The 24,544-nt window shown below is 62.2% G+C and carries 24 protein-coding genes; 13 read left to right on the top strand and 11 right to left on the bottom strand.

Annotation, left to right across the window (positions count from 1 at the left end):
• Window positions 1–22 precede the first annotated feature (22 nt).
• Window positions 23–961: a 3-oxoacyl-ACP reductase gene (locus ACSW29_RS18345; protein WP_448277941.1), complete on the bottom strand. Its 939-nt coding sequence runs from the start codon at window positions 959–961 to the stop codon at window positions 23–25.
• 368 nt (window positions 962–1,329) lie between these two features.
• On the opposite strand from ACSW29_RS18345, the gene ACSW29_RS18340 reads away from it, so the two are divergent.
• Window positions 1,330–2,925: an acyl-CoA synthetase gene (locus ACSW29_RS18340; RefSeq protein WP_448277940.1), complete on the top strand. Its 1,596-nt coding sequence runs from the start codon at window positions 1,330–1,332 to the stop codon at window positions 2,923–2,925.
• Window positions 2,926–2,981: 56 nt separating this feature from the next.
• On the opposite strand, the gene ACSW29_RS18335 is transcribed toward ACSW29_RS18340, so the two are convergent.
• From ACSW29_RS18335 to ACSW29_RS18325, 3 genes are all read right to left on the bottom strand, one after another.
• Window positions 2,982–4,229, bottom strand: a complete 1,248-nt coding sequence (locus ACSW29_RS18335; protein WP_095973170.1) for an Nramp family divalent metal transporter — start codon at window positions 4,227–4,229, stop codon at window positions 2,982–2,984.
• Between the two features lie 128 nt (window positions 4,230–4,357).
• Entirely contained in the window at window positions 4,358–4,849 is a 492-nt protein-coding gene (locus tag ACSW29_RS18330) for a nuclear transport factor 2 family protein (protein ID WP_003939809.1), read from the bottom strand.
• Between the two features lie 32 nt (window positions 4,850–4,881).
• Window positions 4,882–5,757, bottom strand: a complete 876-nt coding sequence (locus ACSW29_RS18325) for a TIGR03619 family F420-dependent LLM class oxidoreductase (protein ID WP_448277939.1) — start codon at window positions 5,755–5,757, stop codon at window positions 4,882–4,884.
• Window positions 5,758–5,895: 138 nt separating this feature from the next.
• On the opposite strand from ACSW29_RS18325, the gene ACSW29_RS18320 reads away from it, so the two are divergent.
• The 4 genes from ACSW29_RS18320 (at window position 5,896) to bphC (ending at window position 10,064) form a co-directional block, all read left to right on the top strand.
• Entirely contained in the window at window positions 5,896–6,804 is a 909-nt protein-coding gene (locus tag ACSW29_RS18320) for an IclR family transcriptional regulator (protein ID WP_448277938.1), read from the top strand.
• A 76-nt stretch (window positions 6,805–6,880) separates the two neighbouring features.
• Window positions 6,881–7,750, top strand: a complete 870-nt coding sequence (locus ACSW29_RS18315; RefSeq protein WP_448277937.1) for an alpha/beta fold hydrolase — start codon at window positions 6,881–6,883, stop codon at window positions 7,748–7,750.
• Between the two features lie 181 nt (window positions 7,751–7,931).
• Window positions 7,932–9,110 carry an acyl-CoA dehydrogenase family protein gene (locus tag ACSW29_RS18310; RefSeq protein ID WP_211917771.1) on the top strand — a complete coding sequence of 393 codons (1,179 nt, stop codon included), beginning with the start codon at window positions 7,932–7,934 and terminating at the stop codon, window positions 9,108–9,110.
• 33 nt (window positions 9,111–9,143) lie between these two features.
• A complete protein-coding gene (gene bphC, locus ACSW29_RS18305; protein WP_347874757.1) occupies window positions 9,144–10,064 on the top strand; it encodes a biphenyl-2,3-diol 1,2-dioxygenase in 921 nt (306 codons plus the stop codon).
• Between the two features lie 64 nt (window positions 10,065–10,128).
• Here bphC and ACSW29_RS18300 read toward each other — a convergent pair whose 3' ends face one another.
• From ACSW29_RS18300 to ACSW29_RS18290, 3 genes are all read right to left on the bottom strand, one after another.
• Window positions 10,129–11,442, bottom strand: a complete 1,314-nt coding sequence (locus ACSW29_RS18300; protein ID WP_448277936.1) for a bifunctional o-acetylhomoserine/o-acetylserine sulfhydrylase — start codon at window positions 11,440–11,442, stop codon at window positions 10,129–10,131.
• Between the two features lie 37 nt (window positions 11,443–11,479).
• Window positions 11,480–11,995, bottom strand: coding sequence for an OsmC family protein (locus ACSW29_RS18295; RefSeq protein ID WP_448277935.1), 516 nt, complete (start codon window positions 11,993–11,995; stop codon window positions 11,480–11,482).
• A 241-nt stretch (window positions 11,996–12,236) separates the two neighbouring features.
• Entirely contained in the window at window positions 12,237–12,998 is a 762-nt protein-coding gene (locus tag ACSW29_RS18290) for an enoyl-CoA hydratase-related protein (protein ID WP_448277934.1), read from the bottom strand.
• A gap of 116 nt (window positions 12,999–13,114) precedes the next feature.
• Here ACSW29_RS18290 and ACSW29_RS18285 point away from each other — a divergent pair, with 116 nt between their 5' ends.
• Entirely contained in the window at window positions 13,115–13,708 is a 594-nt protein-coding gene (locus ACSW29_RS18285; protein ID WP_003940428.1) for a TetR/AcrR family transcriptional regulator, read from the top strand.
• A 1-nt stretch (window position 13,709) separates the two neighbouring features.
• On the opposite strand, the gene ACSW29_RS18280 is transcribed toward ACSW29_RS18285, so the two are convergent.
• Window positions 13,710–14,312 carry a TetR/AcrR family transcriptional regulator gene (locus ACSW29_RS18280; RefSeq protein WP_448278170.1) on the bottom strand — a complete coding sequence of 201 codons (603 nt, stop codon included), beginning with the start codon at window positions 14,310–14,312 and terminating at the stop codon, window positions 13,710–13,712.
• 307 nt (window positions 14,313–14,619) lie between these two features.
• On the opposite strand from ACSW29_RS18280, the gene ACSW29_RS18275 reads away from it, so the two are divergent.
• The 3 genes from ACSW29_RS18275 to ACSW29_RS18265 all read left to right on the top strand — a co-directional run bounded on the left by ACSW29_RS18275 (window position 14,620) and on the right by ACSW29_RS18265 (window position 18,194).
• Window positions 14,620–15,423 (top strand): SDR family NAD(P)-dependent oxidoreductase, encoded by an 804-nt coding sequence (locus ACSW29_RS18275; RefSeq protein WP_448277933.1) that lies wholly within the window; start codon window positions 14,620–14,622, stop codon window positions 15,421–15,423.
• 55 nt (window positions 15,424–15,478) lie between these two features.
• The gene (locus ACSW29_RS18270) at window positions 15,479–16,600 is read left to right on the top strand and encodes a DUF5938 domain-containing protein (RefSeq protein WP_448277932.1); all 1,122 of its coding nucleotides are present in this window, start codon (window positions 15,479–15,481) and stop codon (window positions 16,598–16,600) included.
• A gap of 73 nt (window positions 16,601–16,673) precedes the next feature.
• Window positions 16,674–18,194, top strand: coding sequence for an AMP-binding protein (locus ACSW29_RS18265; protein WP_448277931.1), 1,521 nt, complete (start codon window positions 16,674–16,676; stop codon window positions 18,192–18,194).
• 5 nt (window positions 18,195–18,199) lie between these two features.
• Here ACSW29_RS18265 and ACSW29_RS18260 read toward each other — a convergent pair whose 3' ends face one another.
• Window positions 18,200–19,753 carry an alpha/beta hydrolase gene (locus ACSW29_RS18260; RefSeq protein WP_448277930.1) on the bottom strand — a complete coding sequence of 518 codons (1,554 nt, stop codon included), beginning with the start codon at window positions 19,751–19,753 and terminating at the stop codon, window positions 18,200–18,202.
• A gap of 77 nt (window positions 19,754–19,830) precedes the next feature.
• Complete coding sequence (locus ACSW29_RS18255) at window positions 19,831–20,646, bottom strand: MerR family transcriptional regulator (protein WP_448277929.1); 816 nt, start codon at window positions 20,644–20,646, stop codon at window positions 19,831–19,833.
• Between the two features lie 128 nt (window positions 20,647–20,774).
• Between ACSW29_RS18255 and ACSW29_RS18250 the strand changes: the two genes are divergently transcribed.
• The 4 genes from ACSW29_RS18250 (at window position 20,775) to ACSW29_RS18235 (ending at window position 24,261) form a co-directional block, all read left to right on the top strand.
• Window positions 20,775–21,725 (top strand): TauD/TfdA dioxygenase family protein, encoded by a 951-nt coding sequence (locus tag ACSW29_RS18250; RefSeq protein ID WP_347874749.1) that lies wholly within the window; start codon window positions 20,775–20,777, stop codon window positions 21,723–21,725.
• A gap of 143 nt (window positions 21,726–21,868) precedes the next feature.
• Complete coding sequence (locus ACSW29_RS18245; RefSeq protein WP_347875228.1) at window positions 21,869–22,999, top strand: ABC transporter permease; 1,131 nt, start codon at window positions 21,869–21,871, stop codon at window positions 22,997–22,999.
• On the top strand, window positions 22,996–23,682 hold the full coding sequence (locus ACSW29_RS18240; protein ID WP_347874748.1) for an ABC transporter ATP-binding protein: 687 nt from the start codon (window positions 22,996–22,998) through the stop codon (window positions 23,680–23,682). The genes ACSW29_RS18245 and ACSW29_RS18240 overlap by 4 nt, the downstream gene beginning before the upstream one ends.
• 27 nt (window positions 23,683–23,709) lie before the next feature.
• Window positions 23,710–24,261 (top strand): TetR/AcrR family transcriptional regulator, encoded by a 552-nt coding sequence (locus ACSW29_RS18235; protein WP_448277928.1) that lies wholly within the window; start codon window positions 23,710–23,712, stop codon window positions 24,259–24,261.
• On the opposite strand, the gene ACSW29_RS18230 is transcribed toward ACSW29_RS18235, so the two are convergent.
• Window positions 24,230–24,493: a hypothetical protein gene (locus ACSW29_RS18230; RefSeq protein WP_448277927.1), complete on the bottom strand. Its 264-nt coding sequence runs from the start codon at window positions 24,491–24,493 to the stop codon at window positions 24,230–24,232. The genes ACSW29_RS18235 and ACSW29_RS18230 overlap by 32 nt on opposite strands.
• Window positions 24,494–24,544: the final 51 nt, after the last annotated feature.

Here is a 24,544-nt window from a genome sequence, read left to right as displayed (position 1 = left end):
CGCTCCTCTTCGTCAGTGCTGCTTAAACTGTTGCGGTCTCGTCGACTGCAAGTGCGATCTTTTCGAGGCCGGCGACGCTGTAGGCGGCGTAGGTCTCGTACGGCCCACGGCCTGAGAAGTAGGACGAGAGCTGGCCACCGAGTTCTTCGACCGTGAACGCGGATCCGGCTGCGTCGAAACGATTCTCGACCTTGGGTGCTTCCATTAACGCCACCATCTTGCCGTAGACGACAAAGACCTGACCGTTGATCTCGTCGGAATCGGGGGATGCGAGGTAGCTGACCAGGGTCGCGACGCGCTCGGGTGCAAGAGGATCGAGGCCGACGACGCCGGTGTTGTTCTCCCCGAAGGCTTCTGCCGTCATGGCGGTGCGGGCGCGGGGGCAGATTGCGTTGGTGCGGACGCCGTAGCGGGAGAGACCTGCTGCGCTCGAGAGCGTCAGCGCGGTGATACCGGCCTTGGCTGCCGAGTAGTTGGGCTGTCCGGCGCTGCCGAAGAGAAAGGCTTCGGAAGAGGTGTTGATGATGCGGCCGTAGACCGGTGCGTCGGCTGCCTTGCTGGCTGCGCGCCAGTGGACTGCGGCTGCGTGTGAGGTGGCGGCGTGACCCTTGAGGTGTACACGGATGACGTCGTCCCAATCGGATTCGGTCAGGTTGAAGATCATCTTGTCGCGCAGGATGCCTGCATTGTTGACGAGGATGTCGAAGGATCCGAAGTTCTTGACGGCCTCTTCGATGATGCGCCCGCCGAGTGACCAATCGGAGACGTCGCCGGTGATGGCGAGTGCCCGTCCGCCTGCTGCCTTGATCTCGTCGACCACGTCGTTGGCCGCTGCGCCCATGTCGTTGACGATGACGGCTGCGCCGGCAGCGGCGAGTCCGAGCGCCTCGGCGCGACCCAGGCCGGCGCCGGCGCCGGTGACGGCGGCAACTTTGCCTTCCAAGCTCAGTGATTGCGTCATGTCGTGCTCCTTCGATCCGGTCTGGCGAGTAGGTTCAACAAAAGTAGTATTCATTCTAATTTGAAGTCGAGAGTTCGGTTGTCGTTCCGAAAAAACATTCGAGCAAAATCAGAATTAGTTCTAGTTTTGAGCAGAAGGTCGGCCGAAAGACGAGTAGTCTCACTGAGCGGGAGCGGTGATCTGGGTCACGAGCGGCGCATGCCACCTTGGGGCGACGCGGCGATCCCACCGCGTACGCATTTGCGTCACCCCCGATCCGCTCAGTTCTCGGCCGCATTCGTCGGCTCCAGGGTCGGATAGTTCTCACCGAAAACGCAGTAGGGTCGGCTCCGAATTCACCGGGCCGGACATCAAGGAAGGCACCAGCAGTGTCACTGAATTTGGCAGATCTGTACGAGGGCATTTCGGATCTGATTCCGGACCGCACGGCGCTCGTGTGCGATGGCCGTCGTCGCACCTACGTCGAACTGGACGAAGGATCGAACCGCATTGCCCGCCACTTGGCGAGTGTTGGTGTCGGGCCGGGCGATCACGTCGCTCTGCACATGCGCAACAGCATCGAGTTCGTGGAAAGTTTGCTCGGTTGCCTCAAGATCCGAGCGGTCCCGATCAACGTCAACTATCGCTACGTCGACGCCGAACTGACCTACCTGTACAACGATTCGCAGTCGGTAGCGCTGATCGTGGACGAGGAGTTCGTTCCCGTCGTGGAGACTGTTCTCCCGGCAGCACCTGGCATCAAACACGTCGTTGTCGTCGGCGAGTCGGTGGTCCGCGACATCGAAGGCGTCGACGTCGTTCGATATGCTGACGCTGCCGCGGAGCAGCCCGCTACTCGTGACTTCGTGCCCCGCAGCAACGACGACCTCTTTGTCATCTACACCGGCGGCACGACGGGTATGCCCAAGGGTGTCATGTGGCGTCACGAGGACTTCTACTTCGCGGCGCTCACCGGCGGAAATCCGTTCGGTCCGCCGCACACGACCGCCGAGGCTCTGTTCGCCGCGGTGCCGAACGTTCCCGCGATGAACATGCTCAGTACCGCACCCCTGATGCACGGTGCGGCGTCGTACTCGCTGTTCACCGGATTCTTCATGGGCGCCAACGCAATTCTCATGGCGCGGTTCGACGCGAAGACGACCCTGCAGCTCGCCGGGAGTGAGAAGGCAGTCTCCATCACCGTCGTCGGAGACGCCATGGCTCGTCCGCTCGCAGACGAATTGGCTGCAAACGCAGCAGATTACGACCTCAGCACGGTCGGAATGGTCTCGTCCGGCGGAGCCTTGTTCTCGCTCTCACTGCGGGAGCAGTTCAAGTCGATACTTCCGAACCTGGTGATCCGCGACGGATTCGGCTCCTCGGAGTCGGGCGTCGACGGCAATCTCGAGATCGGCGAAGACGGCCTGATGCGCATCGCCGCTCGCGACGAGACCCGCGTCGTGGACGAAAGGATGCGGCCGCTGGAGCCCGGATCCCCCGAGACCGGTTACATCGCTCGCAGTGGTCACGTGCCTGTCGGCTACTTCAATGATCCGGTCAAGACCGCGGCTACGTTCCCGGTGATCGACGGGGTGCGGATGTCGGTGCTCGGCGACGTCGGACGCGTGGAAGCCGACGGCTCGATCGTCTTGCTGGGACGTGGTTCTCAGTGCATCAACACCGGCGGGGAGAAGGTGTATCCGGAAGAGGTCGAGCAGGCGCTCAAGAGTCACCCGGCTGTGCTCGACGCTCTGGTCGCGGGAATTCCGGATGCGAAGTTCGGTGAGCGCGTCGCTGCGGTCATCACGACCCGCGAAGGCTTCGACGTCCCGGACGCTGCCGAGATCGGTGAGCATTGCGCGTCGCAGGTCGCTCGGTACAAAGTGCCGCGCACCGTCATGAACGTTCCGTCGATCAGGCGTTCTCCCAGCGGAAAGGCCGATTACCGCTGGGCCAAGGCCACTCTCGCCGAGCAAGCCTCCTAGTCCGGCCGGAGCCGTCGAGCGCGTTTGTGAGGGACGCGTTGGGTGGCTCCGGTGCTCTAGCCTGTCACCGTCAGAACCAGCAGAGCGACGTTGAGTGCAACGATCAAGCCCGCCGCAATCCACGCCGCGACGGTCGTGATCGGGGCATTTCGCGCGTCGCCCATGAGTTCGGGGTCCGAGGTCATTCGCACCAGCGGGATGATCGCGAAGGGGATGCACAGGCTCAAGACCACTTGGCTGAGCACGAGTGCCAGCGTCGGGTCGACGCCGAGTCCGAGCACGATCAGTGCCGGTATGAGAGTGACGATTCGGCGTGTGATCACCGGAATGCGAATGGCCAGAAGACCATGCATGATCTCGGCGCCGGCCGCGCATCCCACGGAGGTCGACGCGAGTCCGGAGGCGAGGAGTCCGATCGCAAACACCACGGCTACGCCCGGGCCGAGTGAATTCTCGATCGCGGCATGCGCACCGTCGATGGTGTCGGTGCCGGGTACTCCGCGCAGCGCCGAAGCGGCCAGAAGCAGCATGCCGATGTTCACGCCACCGGCGATGATCAACGCGACGACGACATCCCAACGGGTGACTTTGAGTAGTCGCTGCAACCGTGGCCCAGGTTTGATGTGGCCGTGGCGATCACGCGCCAATGCGGAGTGCAGGTAGATCGCGTGCGGCATGACCGTGGCTCCGAGCATGCTGGCGGCGAGCAGTACGGTCTCGGTTCCCTCGAAGCGGGGGACCAGTCCCGCGACTGCTTCGCTCCCGGAGACGTCGGTGAAGGCGAGCCCGGTCAGGAAGCCGATGGTGATGATGGCCAGCAATCCCATGACCACGAACTCGAAAGTGCGCTGTCCGCGCCGACTTTGGATCGTCAGGATCACCATCGACACGCATCCGGTGATCAGTCCGCCGAGGAAGAGCGGGATGTTGAAGAGCAGGTTGAGTGCGATGGCGCCGCCGATGACTTCGGCGACGTCGGTCGCGATCGCCATCATCTCGGCCTGGAGCCAGAACGCGCGACGGTTGTTCTTACGCAGGCGCTGACCCAGCATTTCGGGCAAGGATCTGCCGGAGACCAGACCGAGTTTCGCGGACAGATACTGCACGAGGACGGCCATCGCGTTGGCGAGGACGAGTACCCAGATGAGGAGGTAGCCGTACTTGGCGCCGGCGGTGAGGTTGGCGGCGACGTTGCCCGGATCGACGTACGCGATTGCCGCGACGAACGCCGGACCGAGCAGGGCGATGGATCTCCCCGTAGGTCGTCGGCGTGGAGTCGTCGGCTCTTGCGTACTGGTGCTCATCGGTCTCCTGGTCACACGTACTCGGACCCGTTGGTTCGAATAAGTGAACTATAGAGTTCGGGGAGCCGAACTTTCAACAGCTGTGCGCGGTCAGTGACCGCAGAGGGTCCTTAACCGCGCACAGGGGGTTAGGCCGTCACCCCGGCGGCCAGGAGAGCGCGGGCCTCGGGCCGGCCGTCGAGGAGGGCGTTGGTACGCAGTTCGACCTTCCACTCGCCGTCCGTCTTGATCAGTTCCCAGCGGTTCGCGGTGATGCGGAGGACCTTGAACCCAGTCGGGTTCTCGGGGTCTTTGATGACCAACTGCGAATGGCAGGTCGCGACGGCTTTGTTGCCGTCGATGCGGATGTGCGCGGGTGTCATCATGTGAGCCGCGCCGTTCATGATCCAGTTCTGGTGTGAGGCGCTGTGAACCATCGCGCGCAGTTCGCCGCGGCCGTGCATCGCACCGGTATCGACGTCGTAGACGCCGTCCTCGAGCCACAGGTTCGCGACCTCGTCGGCTGATCCGCTGTCGACGGCAGGGCTGTACGTGGTCAGCAGTTCGGTGATCGCGAGCTTGTCCTCGAGCAATTCCACTCGGGCGAGCAGGGATTCGATCAGGGCGGTCGAGTCGGTCATCGGTACGTCCTTTGCGTAGGAAGGTTGACGAATCATGGGGTGGTGAAAGCGAAGCCCTCAGCGAGGGCGATTCGGTGAAGTTCCTCGAGTTGTTCGCAGTAGTGTTCTGCGCTTCGAGCGCTGATCGAGCAACTCGCGATGGTCGCCCCGGCGTCGTGGACGCGAGTCAAGGCGCGGACGCTGGAATCGGGATCGCCGAGAGGATCGAGCGGAGCGCCGGCGGGGAGGACGACGTCGAATCCGTCGGGGAGTGTCGTGGCGTCGAGCATTTCTTTCAGTTCGGAGAATCGCAGCCCGAACGGCACCCACCCGTCGCCGTGTGTGGTGGCCCGGCGCAACGATCTCTTGGTCCGGCCGCCGATCCACAGGGGCACACGTTTCTGGACGGCATGGGGTTCGACGACCAATCCGGAGTAGTCGTAGAACTCGCCGTGATACTCCGGAGTCGGCGTCGACAGTGATGCCCGAAGGGCGGCGAGAGCGTCGTCGGCACGCGCTCCTCGGTCGACGAACGGAGCATTTATGAGATCGAATTCTTGTTTCAGAGTCCCCACTCCGAGCCCGAGTATCAAGCGTCCGTTGCTGACGCGATCAAGCGTTCCGTAGCGCTTGGCAATCTCGAGGGGGTGGTGATAACCCAGTACCAGCACCTGCGTCGCCAGCAGGATTCGTGACGTACGTGCGGCGAGAAAACCGAGGGTGGCGAGCGGATCCCAGTAGGTTCCGCCACGTTCGGTGGCGATCTCTTCTGGAACCGCCACATGTTCACTGCAGGTCAGATGGTGGAAACCGAGTCGATCCGCCGCGGCCGCAATTGTGGCAATCTCACCGATGTCGGCGCTCGCCTCCCACTCCGAACGCGTGCTCGGGTGCTGAATCAGGACCGGCGTGACGATTCCCAGGTGCATCGGGCGTTTATAACCCTCCCGCTCACGCGGAGGCAGGTGAATTACCGCTGATCGGGATCGAAAAGGTTGATTCACTTTCCAGAAACTGTGACCTGGGTTATAGTCGGTAGAATCAATTCCAGTTTTCGGGAGGCGTCCATGACCATCGTTGACATGAACGACACACTGTCCACCGTCCAGACCGCCGCCGAGCAACCCAAGAAGGATCTGCCGCCGTCGATGGTCGAGCGGATGACACTGATTCTCGACGCCTTCGACGGCCGCGCTGCGCGGCTGACGCTGGAAGAGGTCGCGTGCCGCACTCAGCTGCCGCGGTCCACCGTCCACCGCATTCTCGATCAGCTCGTCAAACTGGACTGGGTTGATCACGCGTCGTTCGGCTACTGTCTCGGGCGCCGTGCACTCGGCCTCGGTGGTGGCGACGGCGGCCACAGCCAGATCCGCGAAGCCGCAGCGCCGCTTCTGCACGAGTTGCACCTGCAGACCGGCATGGTTGTTCATCTGTCGGTGCTCGACGGGCGCGAGAGCGTCTACCTCGACAAGGTCGGCGGGCGGTTCGCCGCGGCGCTACCGTCCCGCGTCGGCGGCCGAGTGCTCGCCCATTCGACGGCCGGCGGCAAGGCGATGCTGGCGTGGATCGACCCCGAGCGTGTCGACGCACTGTTCGGTTCGGCTCTTCCCCGCTGCACCGAGAACACGATCACCGATGTCGCCGTGCTCCATCAGGAACTGAACCGGATCCGTCAGCGTCGGGGACTGGCCTTCGAGCGCGGTGAGTCGGCGCGTGGGGTCGCTTGTGTGGCGTCGGCGATTCGCGGACACGAGGGTCCCGTCGGCAGCATCGCGTTGTGTGGTGACATGCGGACCGCTCAGCTCGAGCGAGTTGCTCCGCTGGTCGTCGACGCGGCTCGCGAGGTCTCGCGGACGTTGTACCCCGAACTGGGCGCTCCTCGCCGCGGCCGCAAGACGCCTCCCGTTCCGACCAATACGTTCTCGGCGGAGACGATGGATCGCCTGCTGGCAGCGTCGTCCGACCACTGGATCTGACGTATTTAGATCGACTTGTCTCGCTGATCGGGACGAGTCATAGCAGCTCAGCGGCACTGATGGCACCGTTCGGACCATGACGACTGAACTGAGCTACGAGGGAACCCTGAAGGAACTGCAGACCGATCTCGGTGTGCTCCGGTACCACGAAGCCGGCGACGGCCCGCCGCTCCTGCTGCTGCACGGTTCGGGCCCCGGTGTCACCGGTTGGCGTAATTACCGCGGCGTTCTCGCGGACTTCGCGGAGCACTTCCACTGCTACGTTCTCGAGTTCCCCGGATTCGGCGTCAGCGATCCCGGCCCCGACCACCCGATGATGATGGCGCAGGCATCGGTGGGGATGTTCCTCGACGGCCTCGGCCTCGGACCTGTCCATATGATCGGCAACTCCATGGGCGGCATCGTCGCCACCAAGGTCGCGATCGACGAACCACACCGGGTGAGCAAGCTCGTCACCATCGGCGGCATGGGCAAGAACACCTTCTCTCCCGGTCCCGGTGAAGGCATCAAACTTCTCATGGAGTTCACCGACAACCCCACCCGCGAAGCACTGGTCCGGTGGCTGCACTCGATGGTCTTCGACCGCGCGGTCGTCACCGAGCAGCTCATCGAAGAGCGCTGGGCCCTGGCCACCGAGCCGACGACGCTCGAGATCGCCCGTCGTATGTACAGCAGCAAGGCCATGGCCGCCATGGGCGCGGCTGCCGCTGCGTCGACCGCCGTGCCGTACTGGGCGCAGCTGAACAAGATCGAGGCGCCGACGCTGTTGACCTGGGGACGCGACGACCGCGTCAGCCCCGTGGACATGGCGATACTGCCGATGCGCGACATCCCCAACGGCGAAGTTCACATCTTCCCCAACTGCGGACACTGGACGATGATCGAAGCCCGTGACGCCTGGGTCGCGTCCGTTTTGGCATTCCTGACGCGTCCAGAAGGCAAGTAAGGGGCTTCGCCCCCGTGCGCCTTTTTGGTAGCTCCCACTACCAAAAAGGCGCACAGGGGGTGCTCCCACTCACCGGGAAGCGTTTCTGCACTTCGGCGGGCTACCTGCCACCGTTTCACCAACAGATTTTCATTCTGCCTAGGCACTCGCCGGGTACCGAAACCAGAAAGCCGGAAAAATCATGGGTCAGGTTCTGGACAACATCTCACAGTTCGCCGACGAGATCCGCGCCGACGGAGTCGAGGGCGACAAGCTGATGCGCTTGACGGACGGCAGCGCGAAGCGCCTGCGCGACTCCGGCGTCATCCGGATGTTCCAGCCGAAGGAATTCGGAGGCCTCGAGGCACATCCGCGTGAATTCGCCGAGACGGCAATGGCTATCGGCGCGATGGACGGTGCCACGGGCTGGGTCAGCGGCATCGTCGGTGTTCATCCGTGGGAGCTTGCGTTCTTCGACCGCAAGGCTCAGGAAGAGGTGTGGGGAACCGATCCCGATACGTGGATGGCGTCACCGTATGCGCCGATGGGTGTTGCGAGGCCGGTCGAGGGTGGCTACATCCTCAACGGTCGTTGGTCGTTCTCCTCGGGTACCGATCATTGTGACTGGATCATGATCGGCGCGATGGTCGGTGACGAATCCGGCAAGCCGTTGATGCCGCCGAAGCACCTGCACGTACTGCTGCCGCGCTCCGATTACGACATCGACCAGGACAGCTGGAATGTCGTGGGTCTGCGCGGAACCGGGTCGAAGGACCTGATCGTCAAGGACGCGTTCTTGCCCACCTACCGCACGATCGACGCCGGAAAGGTGTACGACGGGACGGCGTGGAAGGAAGCGGGCCGTACGGAGACGCTGTACAAGTTCCCGTTCTCGTGCATTTTCCCGCTGGGAATCACCTCGTCGTTGATCGGTATCGCCGAGGGTGCGTTGGCGTGCAACATGGCTGCGCAGCGTGAGCGGGTGACGGTCAGTGGTGTTCCGATCAAGGAAGATCCGTACGTGCTGTTCGCGATCGGTGAGGCTGCGGCCGAGATCGCTGCTTCTCGGGCTGCGATCTTGGAGACGGTGGATCGTTTCTGGGACATGACCGAGAAGGGGCAGGAAGTTTCGTTCGAGCTTCGTGCGATCGGTCGGCGTACGCAGACTGCTGCGGCGTGGCGGGCGGTGCGGGCGGTGGATGAGATCTTTGCTCGTTCCGGTGGTGGGGCGTTGCAGTTGAACACGCCGATGCAGCGGTTCTGGCGTGATGCGCATGCCGGTTTGGCGCATGCGATCCATGTACCCGGTTCGATTTTCCATTCGTCGACGCTCTCGCAGCTCGGTGGCGAGCCGCAGGGCATCCACCGCTCGATGATCTAGTCCCACAATTACTCGAAGCAAGGACGGTTAGGCATGACTGAAATTCGGGGCCTGGGCTATCTCAGGATCCAAACGCAGGACGTGGCTCGCTGGCGCGAGCTCGTGGTCGACGGACTCGGCCTCGCGGTCGGTAGTGGCCCGGAAGCCGACGGCCTCTACTTGCGTCTGGACGAGCGTCGTGCGCGACTGATCGTCCTGCCCGGTGAGACGGACAAGGCCCTCGCAGTGGGCTGGGAAGTGCGAGATCAGTTCGCGCTCCAGCGCGTTCGTGAAGCAGCAGAGAAGGCCGGAGTCGAGGTCGAGGTCCTCTCCGAGGTCGACGCAAGCTACCGCGATGCCGAGCAGGTCATCGCATTCGACGATCCCAATGGCAATCGCGTCGAGGTCTTCTTCGGGCCGGTGCTCGACCACAGCCCGTTGGTCACCCCACACGGCGGCCGTTTCGTCACCGGTGATCAGGGACTCGGCCATGTGGTGCTTCCGGTTACGCGTTTCGACGAGGCGTACACCTTCTACACCGAGGTGCTCGGATTCCTCCCGCGTGGTTCCATCCGTCTCGGCGGTATCGATGCGCCGCCGCCGGCTCGCCGCGTTCGCTTCATGGGTGTCAACCAGCGCCACCACAGCCTGGCGCTGTGCCCTGCGCCGCCGGTGGACGAGCCCGGTCTCGTGCACCTGATGATGGAAGCCGAGACTCTCGACGCGGTAGGTCAGGCTCTCGATCGTGTTGCCAAGCTCGGCTTCTCGATCTCCTCGACGTTGGGTCGCCACACGAACGACAAGATGGTGTCGTTCTACGTGCGCGCACCGGGTGGCTGGGATCTCGAGTTCGGTTGCGAAGGTATGCTTGTCGACGAAACCTTCTACACCGCTGAGGAAATCACGGCGGACAGCTACTGGGGCCATGACTGGTCCGACAGTGAACCGCTGGCCGCGTTCACTCCCAAGAGCTAGTTCTGACGCAACGAAAAAGCTCGGTCCCGACGCTTGTCGGGACCGAGCTCTTTCGTGTGCTCGATCAGGAAGCTGCTGCTGCCAAACCGGTTTCGAGGTCGGCGAGGATGTCGTCGATTCCTTCGATACCGACCGCGAGGCGGACGAGCCCCGGGGTGACGCCCGAAGCGAGCTGCTCCTCGGGGGTGAGCTGCGAGTGCGTCGTCGAGGCGGGGTGGATGACGAGTGAGCGAACGTCACCGATGTTGGCGACGTGGCTGTGCAGCGTCAGTGCGTTGACGAACTTCTTGCCTGCATCGACTCCACCGGCGAGCTCGAACGCGACGATGGCGCCGGTTCCCTTGGGCGCCAGCTGCTTTCCGCGCTCGTGCCACGGCGACGACGGCAGCCCGGCGTAGGCGACGGAGATGACCTCGCCGCGGCCGTCGAGGAATTCGGCGACCTTCTGGGCGTTGGACACGTGGCGCTCGATGCGCAGGCTCAAGGTTTCGATGCCCTGAGAGATGAGGAAGGCATTGAACGGTGCGATGGCCGAACCGAGGTCGCGCAGAAGCTGAACGCGTGCTTTGAGGGCGTAGGCGGGTGCACCGAGATCGGCGAAGGTGACGCCGTGGTAGCTGGGATCCGGGGTGGTGAAGTTGGTGTGGCGACCCTGCGTCCAGTCGAAGGTGCCACCGTCGACGATGACGCCGGCGATCGCGGTGCCGTGTCCGCCAAGGTATTTGGTGGCGGAGTGGACGACGATGTCAGCGCCGTGCTTCAGCGGCTGAATGAGGTAAGGAGTTGCCACCGTGTTGTCCACGATCAGGGGGATGCCGTGCTCATGGGCGACTTCGCTGATGCCGGGGATGTCGAACACGTCGTTCTTGGGGTTGGAGATGGTTTCGCCGTAGAACGCCTTCGTGTTCGGACGGATGGCTGCACGCCAGTGGTCGAGGTTATCCGGGTCTTCGACGAAGTCGACGGTGATACCCAGCTTGGGCAGCGTGTAGTGGAAGAGGTTGTACGTGCCGCCGTACAGACGAGGGCTGGAGACGATGTGGTCGCCGGCCTCGGCAATGTTGAGGATCGCGAAGGTCTCGGCGGCCTGACCCGACGCAACCAGCAGAGCCGCGACTCCGCCTTCGAGGGCGGCGATGCGCTGCTCGACGGCATCCTGCGTCGGGTTCATGATGCGGGTGTAGATGTTGCCCGGCTCGGCGAGGCCGAAGAGCGCCGCCGCATGGTCGGTGCTGTCGAAGACATAGCTGGTGGTCTGGTAGATCGGAAGCGCCCGAGCGTTGGTCGCGCTGTCCGGGCCCTGTCCGGCGTGGACCTGCTTGGTTTCGAATGACCAATCGGCGGTCGGATCGGTGTCGACGGGGGTGTTCTCGCTCATGAATTCATACTCCGTGGTGAAGGTGGGTTGGTGCGGGTCAGGCGGTTTCGACGACTGTATGCACTGGGACGGGATTTCGGGTGAGATCGAGTACGGGGCAGTGGGCGTCGACCGCCTCCTGTAACTCCAGGTATCGCTCGCGAGTTTCCGGGCCGGTCAGGGTCACCACGACGCGGACCTCGGAGAAACCTGGGCGGACGGCGTCGTCGAAGCCGAAGAATCCACGAACGTCGAGGTCGCCTTCTGCCCTGGCCGAGATGTCGTCGAGCGCGATACCGAGCTTGTCCGCCCACACGCGGTAGGTAACCACCTGGCAGGAGAGCAGGGATGCGAGGTAGTACTCGACAGGATTGGCTGCGGTGTTCGCGCCGCCGAGGGCCGGCGGTTCGTCGACCTCGACGCTGTACTTACCGAGAGAAATGGTGCTGGCAACGGCGTCGTGTGCCTGAGCGGAAGCCTTGAAGACGACGTGCGCTTTGCTTGTGTCCTTGTCGATGGCGTCGGCGTTGGCTGCTTCGACGGAACTCAGGTGCGAGATGGAAGCGATGGTCATGACAGGAATGTCCCCTGATCTGGGTGTACATACGAGAATCGACGTGAGCGGCGCTCACGTCGTAGGTCCGATCAGTAGATCGGACACCCGGATGTACAGACGTGCGCAAAATCGACATGGCGTCGCCGCGTCAGCAGCGTGCCCGTCTCGTATGCGCCAATTCCCGTCACGGAAGAGACTGTAACCGGTTCACACCCTTTCCGACCAGCCCTATAGGAAATCTGTCTCGGATCGTGGTCGCTCATGCGGGCGGCAGTCCGCTCCATCGGGGTATCCGACGACTGGCAAAGGCGTCGAGTCCTTCGGCGATGTCCGGGGAACGCAACACTGCTTCCTTGGCATCGTCGGTGACGTTCCATCCGACGGCATCGGCTTCGGCGTAGAGCGCGTCGATCGCCTTCAGGCTCAAGCTCACCGAGGTTGGGGAGGACTCGCAGATCTCGGCCGCCATCACCAACGCCTCGTCGAGTGCCTTTCCTGGCGCAGTGACTGCGTTGACGACGCCGAGGTCCCTGGCCCGTATGGGATCGAGTGTGCGGCCGGTGATCAGGAGTTCGCGGGCGATGTTGATCGGGAGTGCCCGAGGCGCCCGAAAGAGTGCACCGGACGTCGCAACCAAACCGCGTTTGGTTTCGGGAAGGCCGAATTGTGCTGTGGCAGAGGCGACGATGAGATCGCAGGCCAAAGCGATTTCGAAACCTCCACCCAGTGCGTATCCCTCGACGGCAGCAATCAGGGGCTTGTTCCGCTGACGCCGGATCACGCCGTACTCACCGCCGCGGGGCATACGAAGGTCGGCGCGTTCGCGGATATCGGTTCCGGCGCAAAAGATGTTGGGGGTTCCGGTGATTATGCCGACCCACAGGGATGGGTCGTCGTCGAGAAGGTTCAGTGCGTCTTCGATTCCCTCGGCAGTTTCGCGATTGATCGCGTTACGACGTTCTTCGCGTTCGATCCTGACGATGAGGACGCGGTCGTGGCGTTCGGTGGAAACAGTCGACATAATTGGACTGTAGTCCATCTATCGAAGGGGTGGTGCGTTACCTGACGGGGCGGACGTTGGACACATTCCGGACTGTGGCGAAGACTGTGTGCTGAGGCGGAGAAAGGCAGGTCGACGTGATTTCCAAACGAGAACAGAACAAGCGCGACACCAACGACAGGTTGCTCTCGGCTGCTCGAATTCTGTTCTCGGCGCAGGGTTTCGCCAGCACGACCGTCGACGACATCGCCGAGCGAGCCGAGGTGTCGCGAGCCACCTTCTTCAACTACTTCCAGGGCAAGGACTCGGTTCTCGAGGCGCTGCACAGTGATCATCTCGATCAGCTTGCGGCACTGGTGGATCAGCTCATGGAATCGCCGATGCCGACTTCTGATCGCATCTCCCGGATTTTTCAGGACTTTGCGCAGCAAGCGATCATGCATCCGCGCTATCTGCGCATGGTGACTGCAGAACTCGAGCGCGACTTCGCCTCCTCTGGAGCGGGGGCGGCCCACGATCATCGGTTCCACGTGGAACTTCTGCGGATCGTCACTGCCGGTATCGAAGCCGGCGAAGTGAGATCGGACTACCCGCCGCTGTTTCTCGCGCAGATGATCGGTGGTACCTACGGGGCGTTGGTCCGCTTCTGGCGGCAAGACGCCGATTACGACGTGGTCGGCGAATTCGATCGCGGAGCCAGGTACGTCGCGGAAGGCATCGCTGCCCGCTGATTCAGCGTGTGGGCACGACCAGGGGCAGCATCTGCTGGACGCTCTCCGAAAGATAGTTCGCAGCAGTCTGATCACCGGACAGATGGCGCAGCAGACTCTGCTGGAACAGACCGTCGAAGATCGCGTACATCGCCGGCGAGGTGACCGATGCTTCGACGTCGAGAAGCTCGGCGTAGCGAGACACGATGCGCCAGATCATGTTTTCGAGACTCTCGTCGATCGCGGCCACGTCCGTTCGGAACGACTCCTCGAACATCGACTGCGCGCGCAGGTCGTACCAGAGGCGGTGCATCGTCGGTTCTTCGATCATGGTCTCCGCGAGCAGCGCGCCGAAACCGGTTTTCAGTTCCTCCGGCGTCTGAGCGGTGGCGACGATGCCGTCGTAGCGGGTGACGCAGCGCGCCTTGTAGTGGCGCACGCAGTGGGTGATCAGGTCGACTTTGTCGCTGAAGTAGTAGTGCAGAACGCCGTGTGAGAACTCCGAATTCTGGGCGATTTCGCGCAGGCTCGTGCGTGCGTAACCCAGTTCGGCCAGTGTTTGCAGTGCCGCCTCGGCCAGTTGATCGCGTCGCTCGGAGAACTTGTCGACCTGGCGACGTGACACCTTGTCGGCGTTGGACCGCTTCTCCGAAGAGGCAGGAACCGCCTTTTCTCCTGCCCCACTTGGCTTCTCGACTGTCGTGGTCACGATGGCACGTCCTGTTCCCTGCGGTTTCCACAGCGGCACGATCGCCGCGTTCGACCCAGTGTAACCCCTGGTCTTTGACGAGCGTGTAACAAAATCTTGACAGTCGTCAAGATTTCTCTTGACACTCGTCCAAAGTTGAATACTCTGTGACTCACACCACTTGGCAGCGTCGCTGTGAACGGTGGCATCGCGAGATTCGTTTCAGTCATGGAGGCAGTCGAAAATGAGCGTGTTTGATCTCGAGGGACGAAAAGCGCTGGTCACAGGTGGTGCCAAGGGGCTCGGAGCCGGAATGGCTGAGGCGTTGGCAAAGGCGGGAGCGTCAGTGATGATCGGCGACGTTCTCGAAGACGAAGGTCGTGCCACCGCAGAGGCTGTTGGTTCGGGCGGAGTCAAAACCGGCTTCGTAAAGCTGGACGTCACCGACGACGCGAACTGGGCAGAGGCGGTTGCTGCCACCGCGGAGACTCTCGGCGGCTTCGACATCCTCGTCAACAACGCCGGCATAGAGATTTCCTCGCTGGTGGTCGACCTCGATCCAGGCGACATCCGACGCATGTGTGAGGTCAACATCCTCGGAACGGCGCTCGGAACCAAACACGGACTGCGCAGCATGCGTCCGGGCGGAGTAGCCGGCACCGGCGGTTCCATCATCAACATCTCCTCGGTCGCCGCAACCATTCCCTTTCCCGGCATCAGCGGGTACTCCGCGACCAAGTCCGCGGTCGATCGATTCACCAGGGTTGCCGCCGCCGAGTCGGGCAAGCTCGGCTACGGAGTCCGCGTCAACTGCATCTACCCGGGCCTCGTAGCCACCGAGATGGGGCTCGGACTCGCGGCGGACATGGAGAAGCTCGGCCTCTGGCCCAGTGCCGAAGCAGCGGTCGGTGACGTTATCGGTCTCACCCCGCTCGGCCGTCTCGGTGAAGTGAACGACATGGCGGACGCCGTCGTGTTCTTGTCTTCCGACGCCGCACGATTCATCACCGGTATCGGCCTCCCGGTCGACGGTGGCATGGGCATGTAACTCGCCCCCGATTCGTACCTATCCCCTTCTCTCGTCTTCGAAAGGTTCCACGAACATGTCCGAAAAGAAGCCAGTCATCGTCTACGGCGTCTCCGGGTACACCGGCCGTCTGGTGTGCGAATACCTGCGCGAGTTCAACATCCCGTTCATCGCGGCCGGCCGCGACGCGGCTCGCATTCAAGAGGTACTCGACAAGATCCCTGGTTTGGACACCGTCGATCACGAGGTTGTCGAGGTCGAGCACACGGTCGAGGCGCTCACTGAACTGTTCACCGGTGCACAGGTTGTCAGTAACATGGTCGGGCCGTTCATCAAGCTCGGCGGCACCGTCGTGGAAGCCGCGTTGAATGCCGGTTGCCACTACATGGACACCACCGGTGAGCAGGACTGGGTACTCGACGTCCAGGAGAAGTTCAGCGACAAGTACAAGGAGAAGGGCCTGCTTCTCTCGCCCGGCATCGCGCAGATGTACACCACCGGTGAGATAGCGGCCAACATCGCATTGGAAACGCCGGGCCTCGATACGCTCGATATCCTGGTGCTGTGGAAGGGATTCCCCACTTACGCGTCCACTCAGACGATCTTCACCATCCTCAAGGCGAACTGGTACTACCTCGAGCAGAACAAGTACGTGCAGTGGGCGCCCGGTCAGACTTTCGACGTCGTCGTTCCCGGCCAGCACGAAACCGCGCTGGCATTGCCGTGGGGCGGAACGTGTCACCCGGTGTGGTTCAAGAACGATCCGCGAGTTTCCAACGTCAAGGCTGCGGGCGGTGTCTTCGACCGCACCGTGATGGAAGGTGTTGTCGCGACACAGAAGATCGTGGAGGAGCAGATCAAAACCCTGCCCGCCGACGAGCAGGAAGCCGCCTTGGCCGAGATCGCCGGTTCGGTGCAGGCAGGTATGCCACCTCGTGAGAATCCGCGTATCAACACCTCACTGGACTCCGTCTACGCGTCGGGCCCGCTCGGTCGCTCGCACGTCGTGATCCACGGAAACTGCAACTACAAGCAGACGGGCCTCCTGCACGCATATGCAGCGCATTCGCTGCTTCAGCAGGCGCCGAAGCGGACCGGGCTCGCCTCAGCTTGCCAGGCGTTCGGCCATCGCGAACTGCTCGGCGCGCTACGCAGTTTCGGGCTGGCTCTGGAGCCGGAAGTAACTATCAACGCCTAGTTCGTCGCCCTCGTCATCATGTTCACGGCTCCCGGCGTGCATCGCGCCGGGAGCCCCGCCCTGGAGGCTCCCCATGCGTTTGACCGACTATCTCGACAAGGGAGCCTCTCTGGGTTCCACCGCACCGTGTTTGACGATGGGGGAGCGCACTCTCACCTACAGCGAGGTGCAACAGTTCAGCCGACGCTTCGCAGCGTCGCTCGCGGCTTCGGGCATCGCGGCGGGCGAGAAGGTCGCGATTCTGTCCGGCAATGACCCGATCTCGTTCTCCTGCGTATTCGGTATCAGTAGGGCTGGCGCGGTCTGGTGCCCGATCAACCCTCGCAACGAAGCTGCGGAAAACCGAGACCTGTTGGACCTGTTCGATTGTCGCGCTCTCTTCTTCCAGAGGTCCTATGCGCCGCTCGTCGACCAGATCAAGGATGCGCTTCCCCAGCTGGTGACGCTCGTCTGTATCGACGGCGAATGGGATTCAGCTCAGTCCCTCGAAAGCTGGCTCGGGGAACAAGAACTCGATGTCGTTGCACCCGATGATGTCACGATGCTGGTCGGTACCGGTGGTACAACTGGTCGGCCCAAGGGAGTGATGTTGACCGGGCACAACATCGAGACGATGACGGCCATCACCTTGATGAGCTATCCGTTCGAGGGACGCCCGGTGTATCTGGCGTTGGCGCCGTTGACTCACGCCGCCGGTGTTCTGTGCTTCCCGATCATGGCCCTCGGCGGCGAAGTGGTGATCATGCCGAAGCCCGATCTCGGGTACTTCCTCGCGAACGTTCAGAAGCGCAGGGTGACTCACACCTTCCTGCCGCCGACGCTGATCTACATGTTGCTCGAGCACGAGGACCTCGCGGTAACGGATCGTAGCTCGTTGCAGTGCTTCTGGTACGGCGCGGCACCGATCTCCCCGACCAGGCTCGAGGAGGCGATCGACAAGATCGGCCCGGTCATGGCTCAGCTGTTCGGGCAAAGTGAAGCCCCCATGATGATCTCGACGATGTCACCGAAGGAACACTTCGGCCCGGACGGCACTGTCGCAACGTCGCGACTTTCCTCGGCCGGTCGACCGTCACCGCTGGTAATCGTGGGGATCATGGACGACAAAGGCGCACTGCTCGACCGCGGTGAGCGTGGTGAGGTGGTGATCCGCAGTTCGTTGGTGATGGCGGGCTATTACAAGAACCCCGACGCGACTGCGGAGGCGTCAGCCCACGGCTGGCATCACACCGGCGACATCGGGTACCTGGACAAGGACAATTTCCTGTTCATCGTCGATCGTGCGAAAGACATGATCATCACGGGCGGTTTCAACGTCTACTCGGTCGAGGTGGAGCAGGCGCTCATGGCGTATCCGGGGATCCAGGACTGCGGAGTGATCGGCTTGCCGGACGACAAGTGGGGCGAACGTGTTGTGGCAGTGGTGCAGCCACACCTCGGCGCCGCTATCGACGGCGCCGAGGTGATGGCTTTCGTGAAAGCTCGCATCGGAAGTGTGAAGACTCCGAAGCAAGTCATCGTCTGGGACGATCTACCTCGCTCCAAGGTCGGCAAAGTTCTCAAGAACGAGATCAAGAGCGAGCTGGCTGGTTGAGATCACTACTCGCACACAACGTCTTCTGCCGGCAGTGTGCCGTCGAGTAGGTACGAGTTGACGGCGGCATTTGCGCAAGTATTCGCGTAGCCGGGGAACACCGCATGAGTTCGGCCTGGAACTGTCACGAGCCGTGATCCTTTCATCGCTTCATGCATGCCGAGACCTTCTTCGTACGTCGTGCGGGTGTCACCGGTTGCCTGAATCTGCAACGTCGGAACGTTGTTGTCGATGTCGATCCGCGTCGGGGCCTCACTGCGCCAGAATGCGCAGGGCATGATCGTGTTGTGCGTGCCGGCAAAGATCGGCTGATCATCACGGTGCTCCTCGAACTTGTTGCGGTACCACTGGGGATCGCTCGGCATCGATACGTCTCCGCAGACAATGGCGATTGTTCCGGCATAGTCAGGGCCGGTTCCCAACTCGGTCTGGAACCACGCCTGCATCAGTCCCGTCAGCTGGGGATGTATGTTCTCGACGGTCTTACCGGCGGCGAGATCGCGCAACTGAACCAATACCTGTGCGAATGCCTCGCTCTCCTTCTCGGTGTCGCCGGTTCCGTTGACGTACATCAGGAATGGAAGGACGTGATCGTCGACGGCGTAGTCACCGATCTGTATCGGAGTGGTGGCCGCGTCCGAGATCAGCTTCTCGATGAGGGCGCGAACTTCGGCGGGCGTCGATCCGAGTGCATAGGTGGAGTTGTGTTCTGCTGCCCACTGCGAGAATCCGTCGATCGCTTTCTCGTTGGCCGGGCCCATGTCCTGGAACATCTCGTATCCGTATTTCTTCGGGTCCGGTGCACTGTCGAGAACCACACGGTCGATCCTGTCGGGGAACATCTGAGCATAGGTTGCACCAAGATATGTGCCGTACGACCACCCGAAGTACGACGCCTTCTCCTGGTCGAGGGCGCCGCGGATCACGTCGAGGTCGCGTGCGATATTCTGAGTATTGATGTGCGGCAGATAGTCCGGATACTTGTCCCAGCATGAGTCAGCGGCCTCGCGTGCGAGCACGACACTCTCGTTCCACCCTTCGTCCGTGGTGCCCGGTGAACGCATCCATGACATCTGCTCGACGCCGCAGTCGATCGGTGTGCTCTTGCCGAGTCCTCGGGTGTCCATGCCGATGACGTCATATGCCGCTGCGACTTCCGGTGTCATGCCCGCATTCAGAATCTCGGGCAATCCCAGTCCTCGGCCGCCCGGGCCGCCGGGGTTGGTGAGCAGGATCCCGCGTCGCTGCGCGGGGTCGGTGGAGGCGACCCGCGAGATCGCCACTTCGATCGTCTTGCCGTCAGCGGCGGAATAGTCCAAAGGTACTGTGACCATGGCGCAGTCACTTGCCGTGGATGTCGCGGTATCGGCGGCGCACGGCCCCCATTCGACAGTCTGATCGTAGAACGCGCTGAGATCGGGTTGTGGAGCTGTCTGCGGGGCAGCAGGTTCCGAGCACGCCGCCAATGCGGGCACAGCGAGTGCGGCCGCAGCGACGGTGGAAGCCAGCCATTTTCGTGGTCGAGGCATGCGTGATCTGGGCATGATGGATCCAGTCATTGTCGTGTCCTTGCGTCGAGCCCTCTTCGGGCAGCATTGATCGCCCCACTTCTGATGTGGGGATTCGGTGTCGGGGTTCAGGGTCGGGATTGGCGGGCGGCGAACTCCGCAGCCACAGCCTTCGCGAATCTTTCCTGGGTGACGGTTCGTCGATCCGCTTGGTGTTCGCGCAGTACCGCTACCAGCCGCGTGGGTGAAGGGCCTTCCGGTGCAGCCTGTTCGGGTAACACTCTCTCGGTGAAATCGCAGAACTTGATGGCAAGGGCCGCAATCGTGTCGGCGTCCGCCGGAGCTTCGGTGAGGGCGTACATGTGAGTAATCAATTCGATGGCCTGCTCGCGGTTCGGCTCAGCCAATACCCGGCGATGTGCGGACAGGAGTGAATCGCAGACCTCGGGATCACCCCCGGAGACCGTGAGCGCGAGGATCAGGAGTTCGCGCTCGTTGTCGATCCACGCTGTCGGTGCACCCGCAACGACGTACTGTGCGAGCACTTCCGAAAATGCATCGGGTAGTTCGGGGTCGGCGTTGCGGCGTAGCGACTCGATGTGAGCACGTTGAACCGCGATCTGTTCGGCTTTAGCTGCCAGTTCCTTGTCGAGTGCGTCGAGTGCGGACCGGGTGTCGTGGGCGTCGCCGTCGAGCAGTTCGGCGATCTTGGCAACAGGAATCCCCAGATCGCGCAGGCGGCGAATGCGGCTCAGTCGTGCCAGGTCCACCGCCCGGTACATGCGGTAGCCGTTGGGTTGGCGTTGTGGTTCTTCGAGAAGTCCGTTCGAGTGGTAGTAGCGCACGGATCTGACAGTGGTGCCGGCCAGATTCGCCAGCTCGCCGATGGTCATCATCGCCTCGCCCTCCCGTTTGTCGATTCGGATTCCGTCTGTGGAAACCATTCTCCAACCCTGACGCGGCGTCAGGGTCAAGGTTCGCGCCGGAGAACGTGACCATTGACACGTTAAGGTCCTAGCCTTAATCTGGATTTCGTCCGCTACGACATCGTCGATTCCGAGGAAGTGCCCCGATGGCTACCCTTTTACCTGCGGCAACGATCTTTCCGATCCCCACCGATCCGCTTGCTGCCTATGGTCCTCTTGTTGCTCGCCGGAATCCCGAGTCGGTAGATCCGGCACCGTACGAACACTTTGCAGTCCAGGCGGTCGCGCCGACGATCGGAGCGGAAATCTCCGGTATTCGACTCGGCGGGGGCTTGTCCGATGCCGTGATTGCGGAACTCCGCCGAGCTCTCCTCGAATGGAAAGTCCTCTTCTTCCGGGATCAGGACCTGGGCCGAGCGGAACATCGAGCTTTTGCCGAGCGTTGGGGTGATCTCGAACAGCATCCGTTCTTCAAGTACACGCAGCCCGGGCAGACGGACGTCGATGTCACGACGCTGGCCAAGGATGCGATGGTCGGCGGCGTCGAGAACAACTGGCACAACGACGTGACGTGGCACGAGTTTCCTTCGTTCGCTGCCGTGCTTCGTGCAGTCGAGGTGCCCGAGGTGGGTGGTGACACATTGTGGGCTGACACCGCTGCTGCCTACGATCTCCTTCCGGATGACGTCAAGAAGCGTATCGACCCGCTTGTTGCAGAACATGATTGGATCAATTCGTTCGGGAGGTCGATGCCGGCGGATGCGGTCGAGATGTTGCGTCCGAAGTTCCCCGCTGTGCAACATCCGGTGGTTCGGGTCATTCCCGAAAGCGGCAGGCGGGTGTTGTTCGTCAACATGACCTTCACGCAGAAAATCTTGGGGGTATCCGAAGAGGAGTCGAACGAGCTTCTCACGATGCTCTATAGACACGTCAACCGTCCGGAGTTTCAGGTCCGTCTCAAGTGGGAGCCGAATACCGTTGCCTTCTGGGACAACCGAACGTGCCAGCACTATGCAGCCAGCGACTACTTCCCTGCGAGACGTGTGATGGACCGAATCTCGATTGTGGGAGATCGACCGGTGGGCATTGTGGGCTGATTCGGCGCTCACTGCCCCGAGGTGCCTACTACAGTTCGTAGTAACGCACCTCACATAGTTTTTCGACGCCTTGTCGATATGATTTCGACAAGGCGTCGATAAAAGTCGGCGTGACTCGCATCGACGACTTGGGAGCTTCCCGAATGTTCCTCGCCCTGCGTGAACTGTGGTTTGCGCGAAACCGATTCCTCTTGATGGGCGCCGTGGTTGCTCTCATCTCGATCCTGATGGTGATCCTGTCCGGCCTCTCGTCCGGCCTGGTAAACGACGGTGTCTCCGCTTTGCAGCGGACGCCGATTCAGGCGTTTGCCTTCGCGCCGGACACCAAAGCCGACTCGGCGTTTTCGCGCTCGGTCGTCACCGAGGAGCAGGCGCAAGCATGGCGTATGCAACCCGATGTCCACGACGCCGAACTCTTCGGCAACATGATCGTCAATGCAAAAACTCGCAGTGGCACGCCTGTCGATCTCACGCTCTTCGGCATCGAACCTGGCTCCTTCCTCGAGCCCGTCTCCGCCGACGGGAGGGGACTGCAAGCCGACACGGACATCATCGTCAGCTCTACCTTCCGTGATGATGGTGTTGCGATCGGTGACACCGTGATACTCGATCGACTCGGTACAGAGCTGACAGTTGTCGGATTCACCGAAGACAAGCGCACTTTCGGTCACGTTGACGTGGCCTACCTGCCCCTGCGTACTTGGCAGGAGGTTCACGCCGGTGCCAAGATCGGCGAAACCGCCAACGCCAGTGCCTATTCCGAAGCGAGTGTTGTTGCGATTCGGGGCATTGGTGGCGCGTTGCCGGACCTCGTGTCGGGCGATGCGGCGGCGGGAACGTCCGCCAAGACGCTCGAGGAATCGTTCGACTCCTCACCAGGCTTCTCCGCGGAAATGATGACAATGTCGATGATCAAGGCGTTTCTGTACGCGATCTCCGCGCTGGTGGTCGGTGCATTCTTCAGTATCTGGACGGTTCAGCGTGGTCGTGAACTCGCAGTGTTGCGCGCGATGGGCGCCTCCACCGGCTTCCTGCTTCGTGACGGCATGGCGCAGGCACTGGTAGTGCTGCTCGGTTCCATCGGCATCGGTGTGTTGCTGGGCTTGGGGCTCGGTTCGGGACTCGAAGGCGGGGGGATGCCGTTCGCCCTCGAGTCCGGCCCTGTCGTCAACGGCGCCGTGCTCTTGGCGGTACTCGGGCTGGTCGGCGCAGCCGTTGCCATCGTCCGCGTTACCCGTGTCAACCCGCTCACCGCATTGGGAGAAAACCGATGACCACAGTCGAAAAGACCACTACCGGATTGGTATTGACCGCTGTCAGTCTTCGATTCGGTGACGGTGACTCCACCGTGCTCGCCCTCGACAACGTGAACCTCGAGGTCTTGGGCGGCGAACTTGTCGCGATCGTCGGGCCGTCAGGCGCTGGAAAGTCCAGCTTGCTCGCTGTGGCCGGCGGACTCGGTCGGCCGTCGAGTGGAACGATTGTCATCGACGGCGTCGACGTGTCGGCGATGCCGGCCCGCGCCCTGGCCAAACTTCGACGAGACAAGGTCGGCTTCGTCTTTCAATCCGGCAATCTGATTCCAGCACTGACGGCGCGCGATCAGCTTCGGCTGATTCCCAAGCTCACGGGGCGTCCGGGTCGCGATCCCGAGGAATTGCTCGACTCGGTCGGTATGAGTCACCGTGCAGATCGTCGACCTGGTCAACTCTCCGGTGGTGAACGCCAGCGTGTCGGTATCGCTCGGGCATTGATGAGCAATCCCTCGCTACTGCTCGTCGACGAGCCGACGGCTGCTCTCGACCGCAAACGCAGCCATGAGGTGGTCGAACTGCTCTCGCGCGAAACTCACGAGGCAGGCGTCGCTACGATCATGGTGACCCACGATCACGACGTGCTCGGGCACTGCGACCGCATCCTCGAAATGGTTGACGGTCGATTGCGTCAGAGCGAGTAAGCCCGCAAGGGGACTGGAGGAGATTCGGTGCCGAGGATCGATGCGCCCACTGTGGTCGAGCATCGTGCTGCTCAGCGCCGCGCCCTCCTCGACGCTGCACACGCTCTTCTGTCCGAGGCCCCGGACCGGCCGCCGGGGCTCGGTGAGGTGGCAGCGAAGGCCGGGCTCGCCAGATCGAGTGCCTACCACTACTTCCGGTCCCGGGAAGATCTCCTCAGCGCCGTCGTCGAAGACATGTTCCCGCGCTGGAACGACAAGATCGTCGAGTCGATGGCAGGCGCCGACGATCCGGTATGGGCGTACGTCGAAGCAAACCTCCAATTGGTTGCCGACGGGGAGCATGCGATAGTCGGAGCGTTGGCGACACTGACCCCGCAAACGTTTCGAGATTCGCGGATCATGGAAATGCACGACAGTCTTGTGCTTCCGCTGGTCGAGGCCCTCCGTCTTCGTGGCGTCTCGGACCCGAAGCTCACCGCCAAGCTGATCAACTCGCTAGTGCATACGGGTACTGAACTAATCGAATCCGGTTGCAGCATGGACGAAGTCAGGTCCGCCGTGCGTGAGGTCCTCGCGTGAGTGGCAGCCTCAGGCCGTAATCAGATCCATCCGAAGGTACTCGGTGATGCGGAGCAGCCTCGGGCAGGATGAAGACGTAGCCGCCGTGGACCGGATAGGCGTCGAGAGGCGTCCGGTAGGTCGTGCCGGATATGCGTCCGACGTGTGTCAGTACCGGCCACTTCCCGCTCGAGATCGCTCGCGGATTGAACACTCGCTTGTTGACATGTCCCCACCATCTCGGCATCGGCATTGCGATCTCCCTTCGCGAGCGCCTTACGAACGTAAGGCTGGCTTACGCCTG

The organism is Rhodococcus sp. GB-02, from assembly GCF_053470465.1.
The sequence above is the reverse complement of the archived record's forward strand: the minus strand, read 5'-3'. Positions and strand labels throughout refer to the sequence as shown.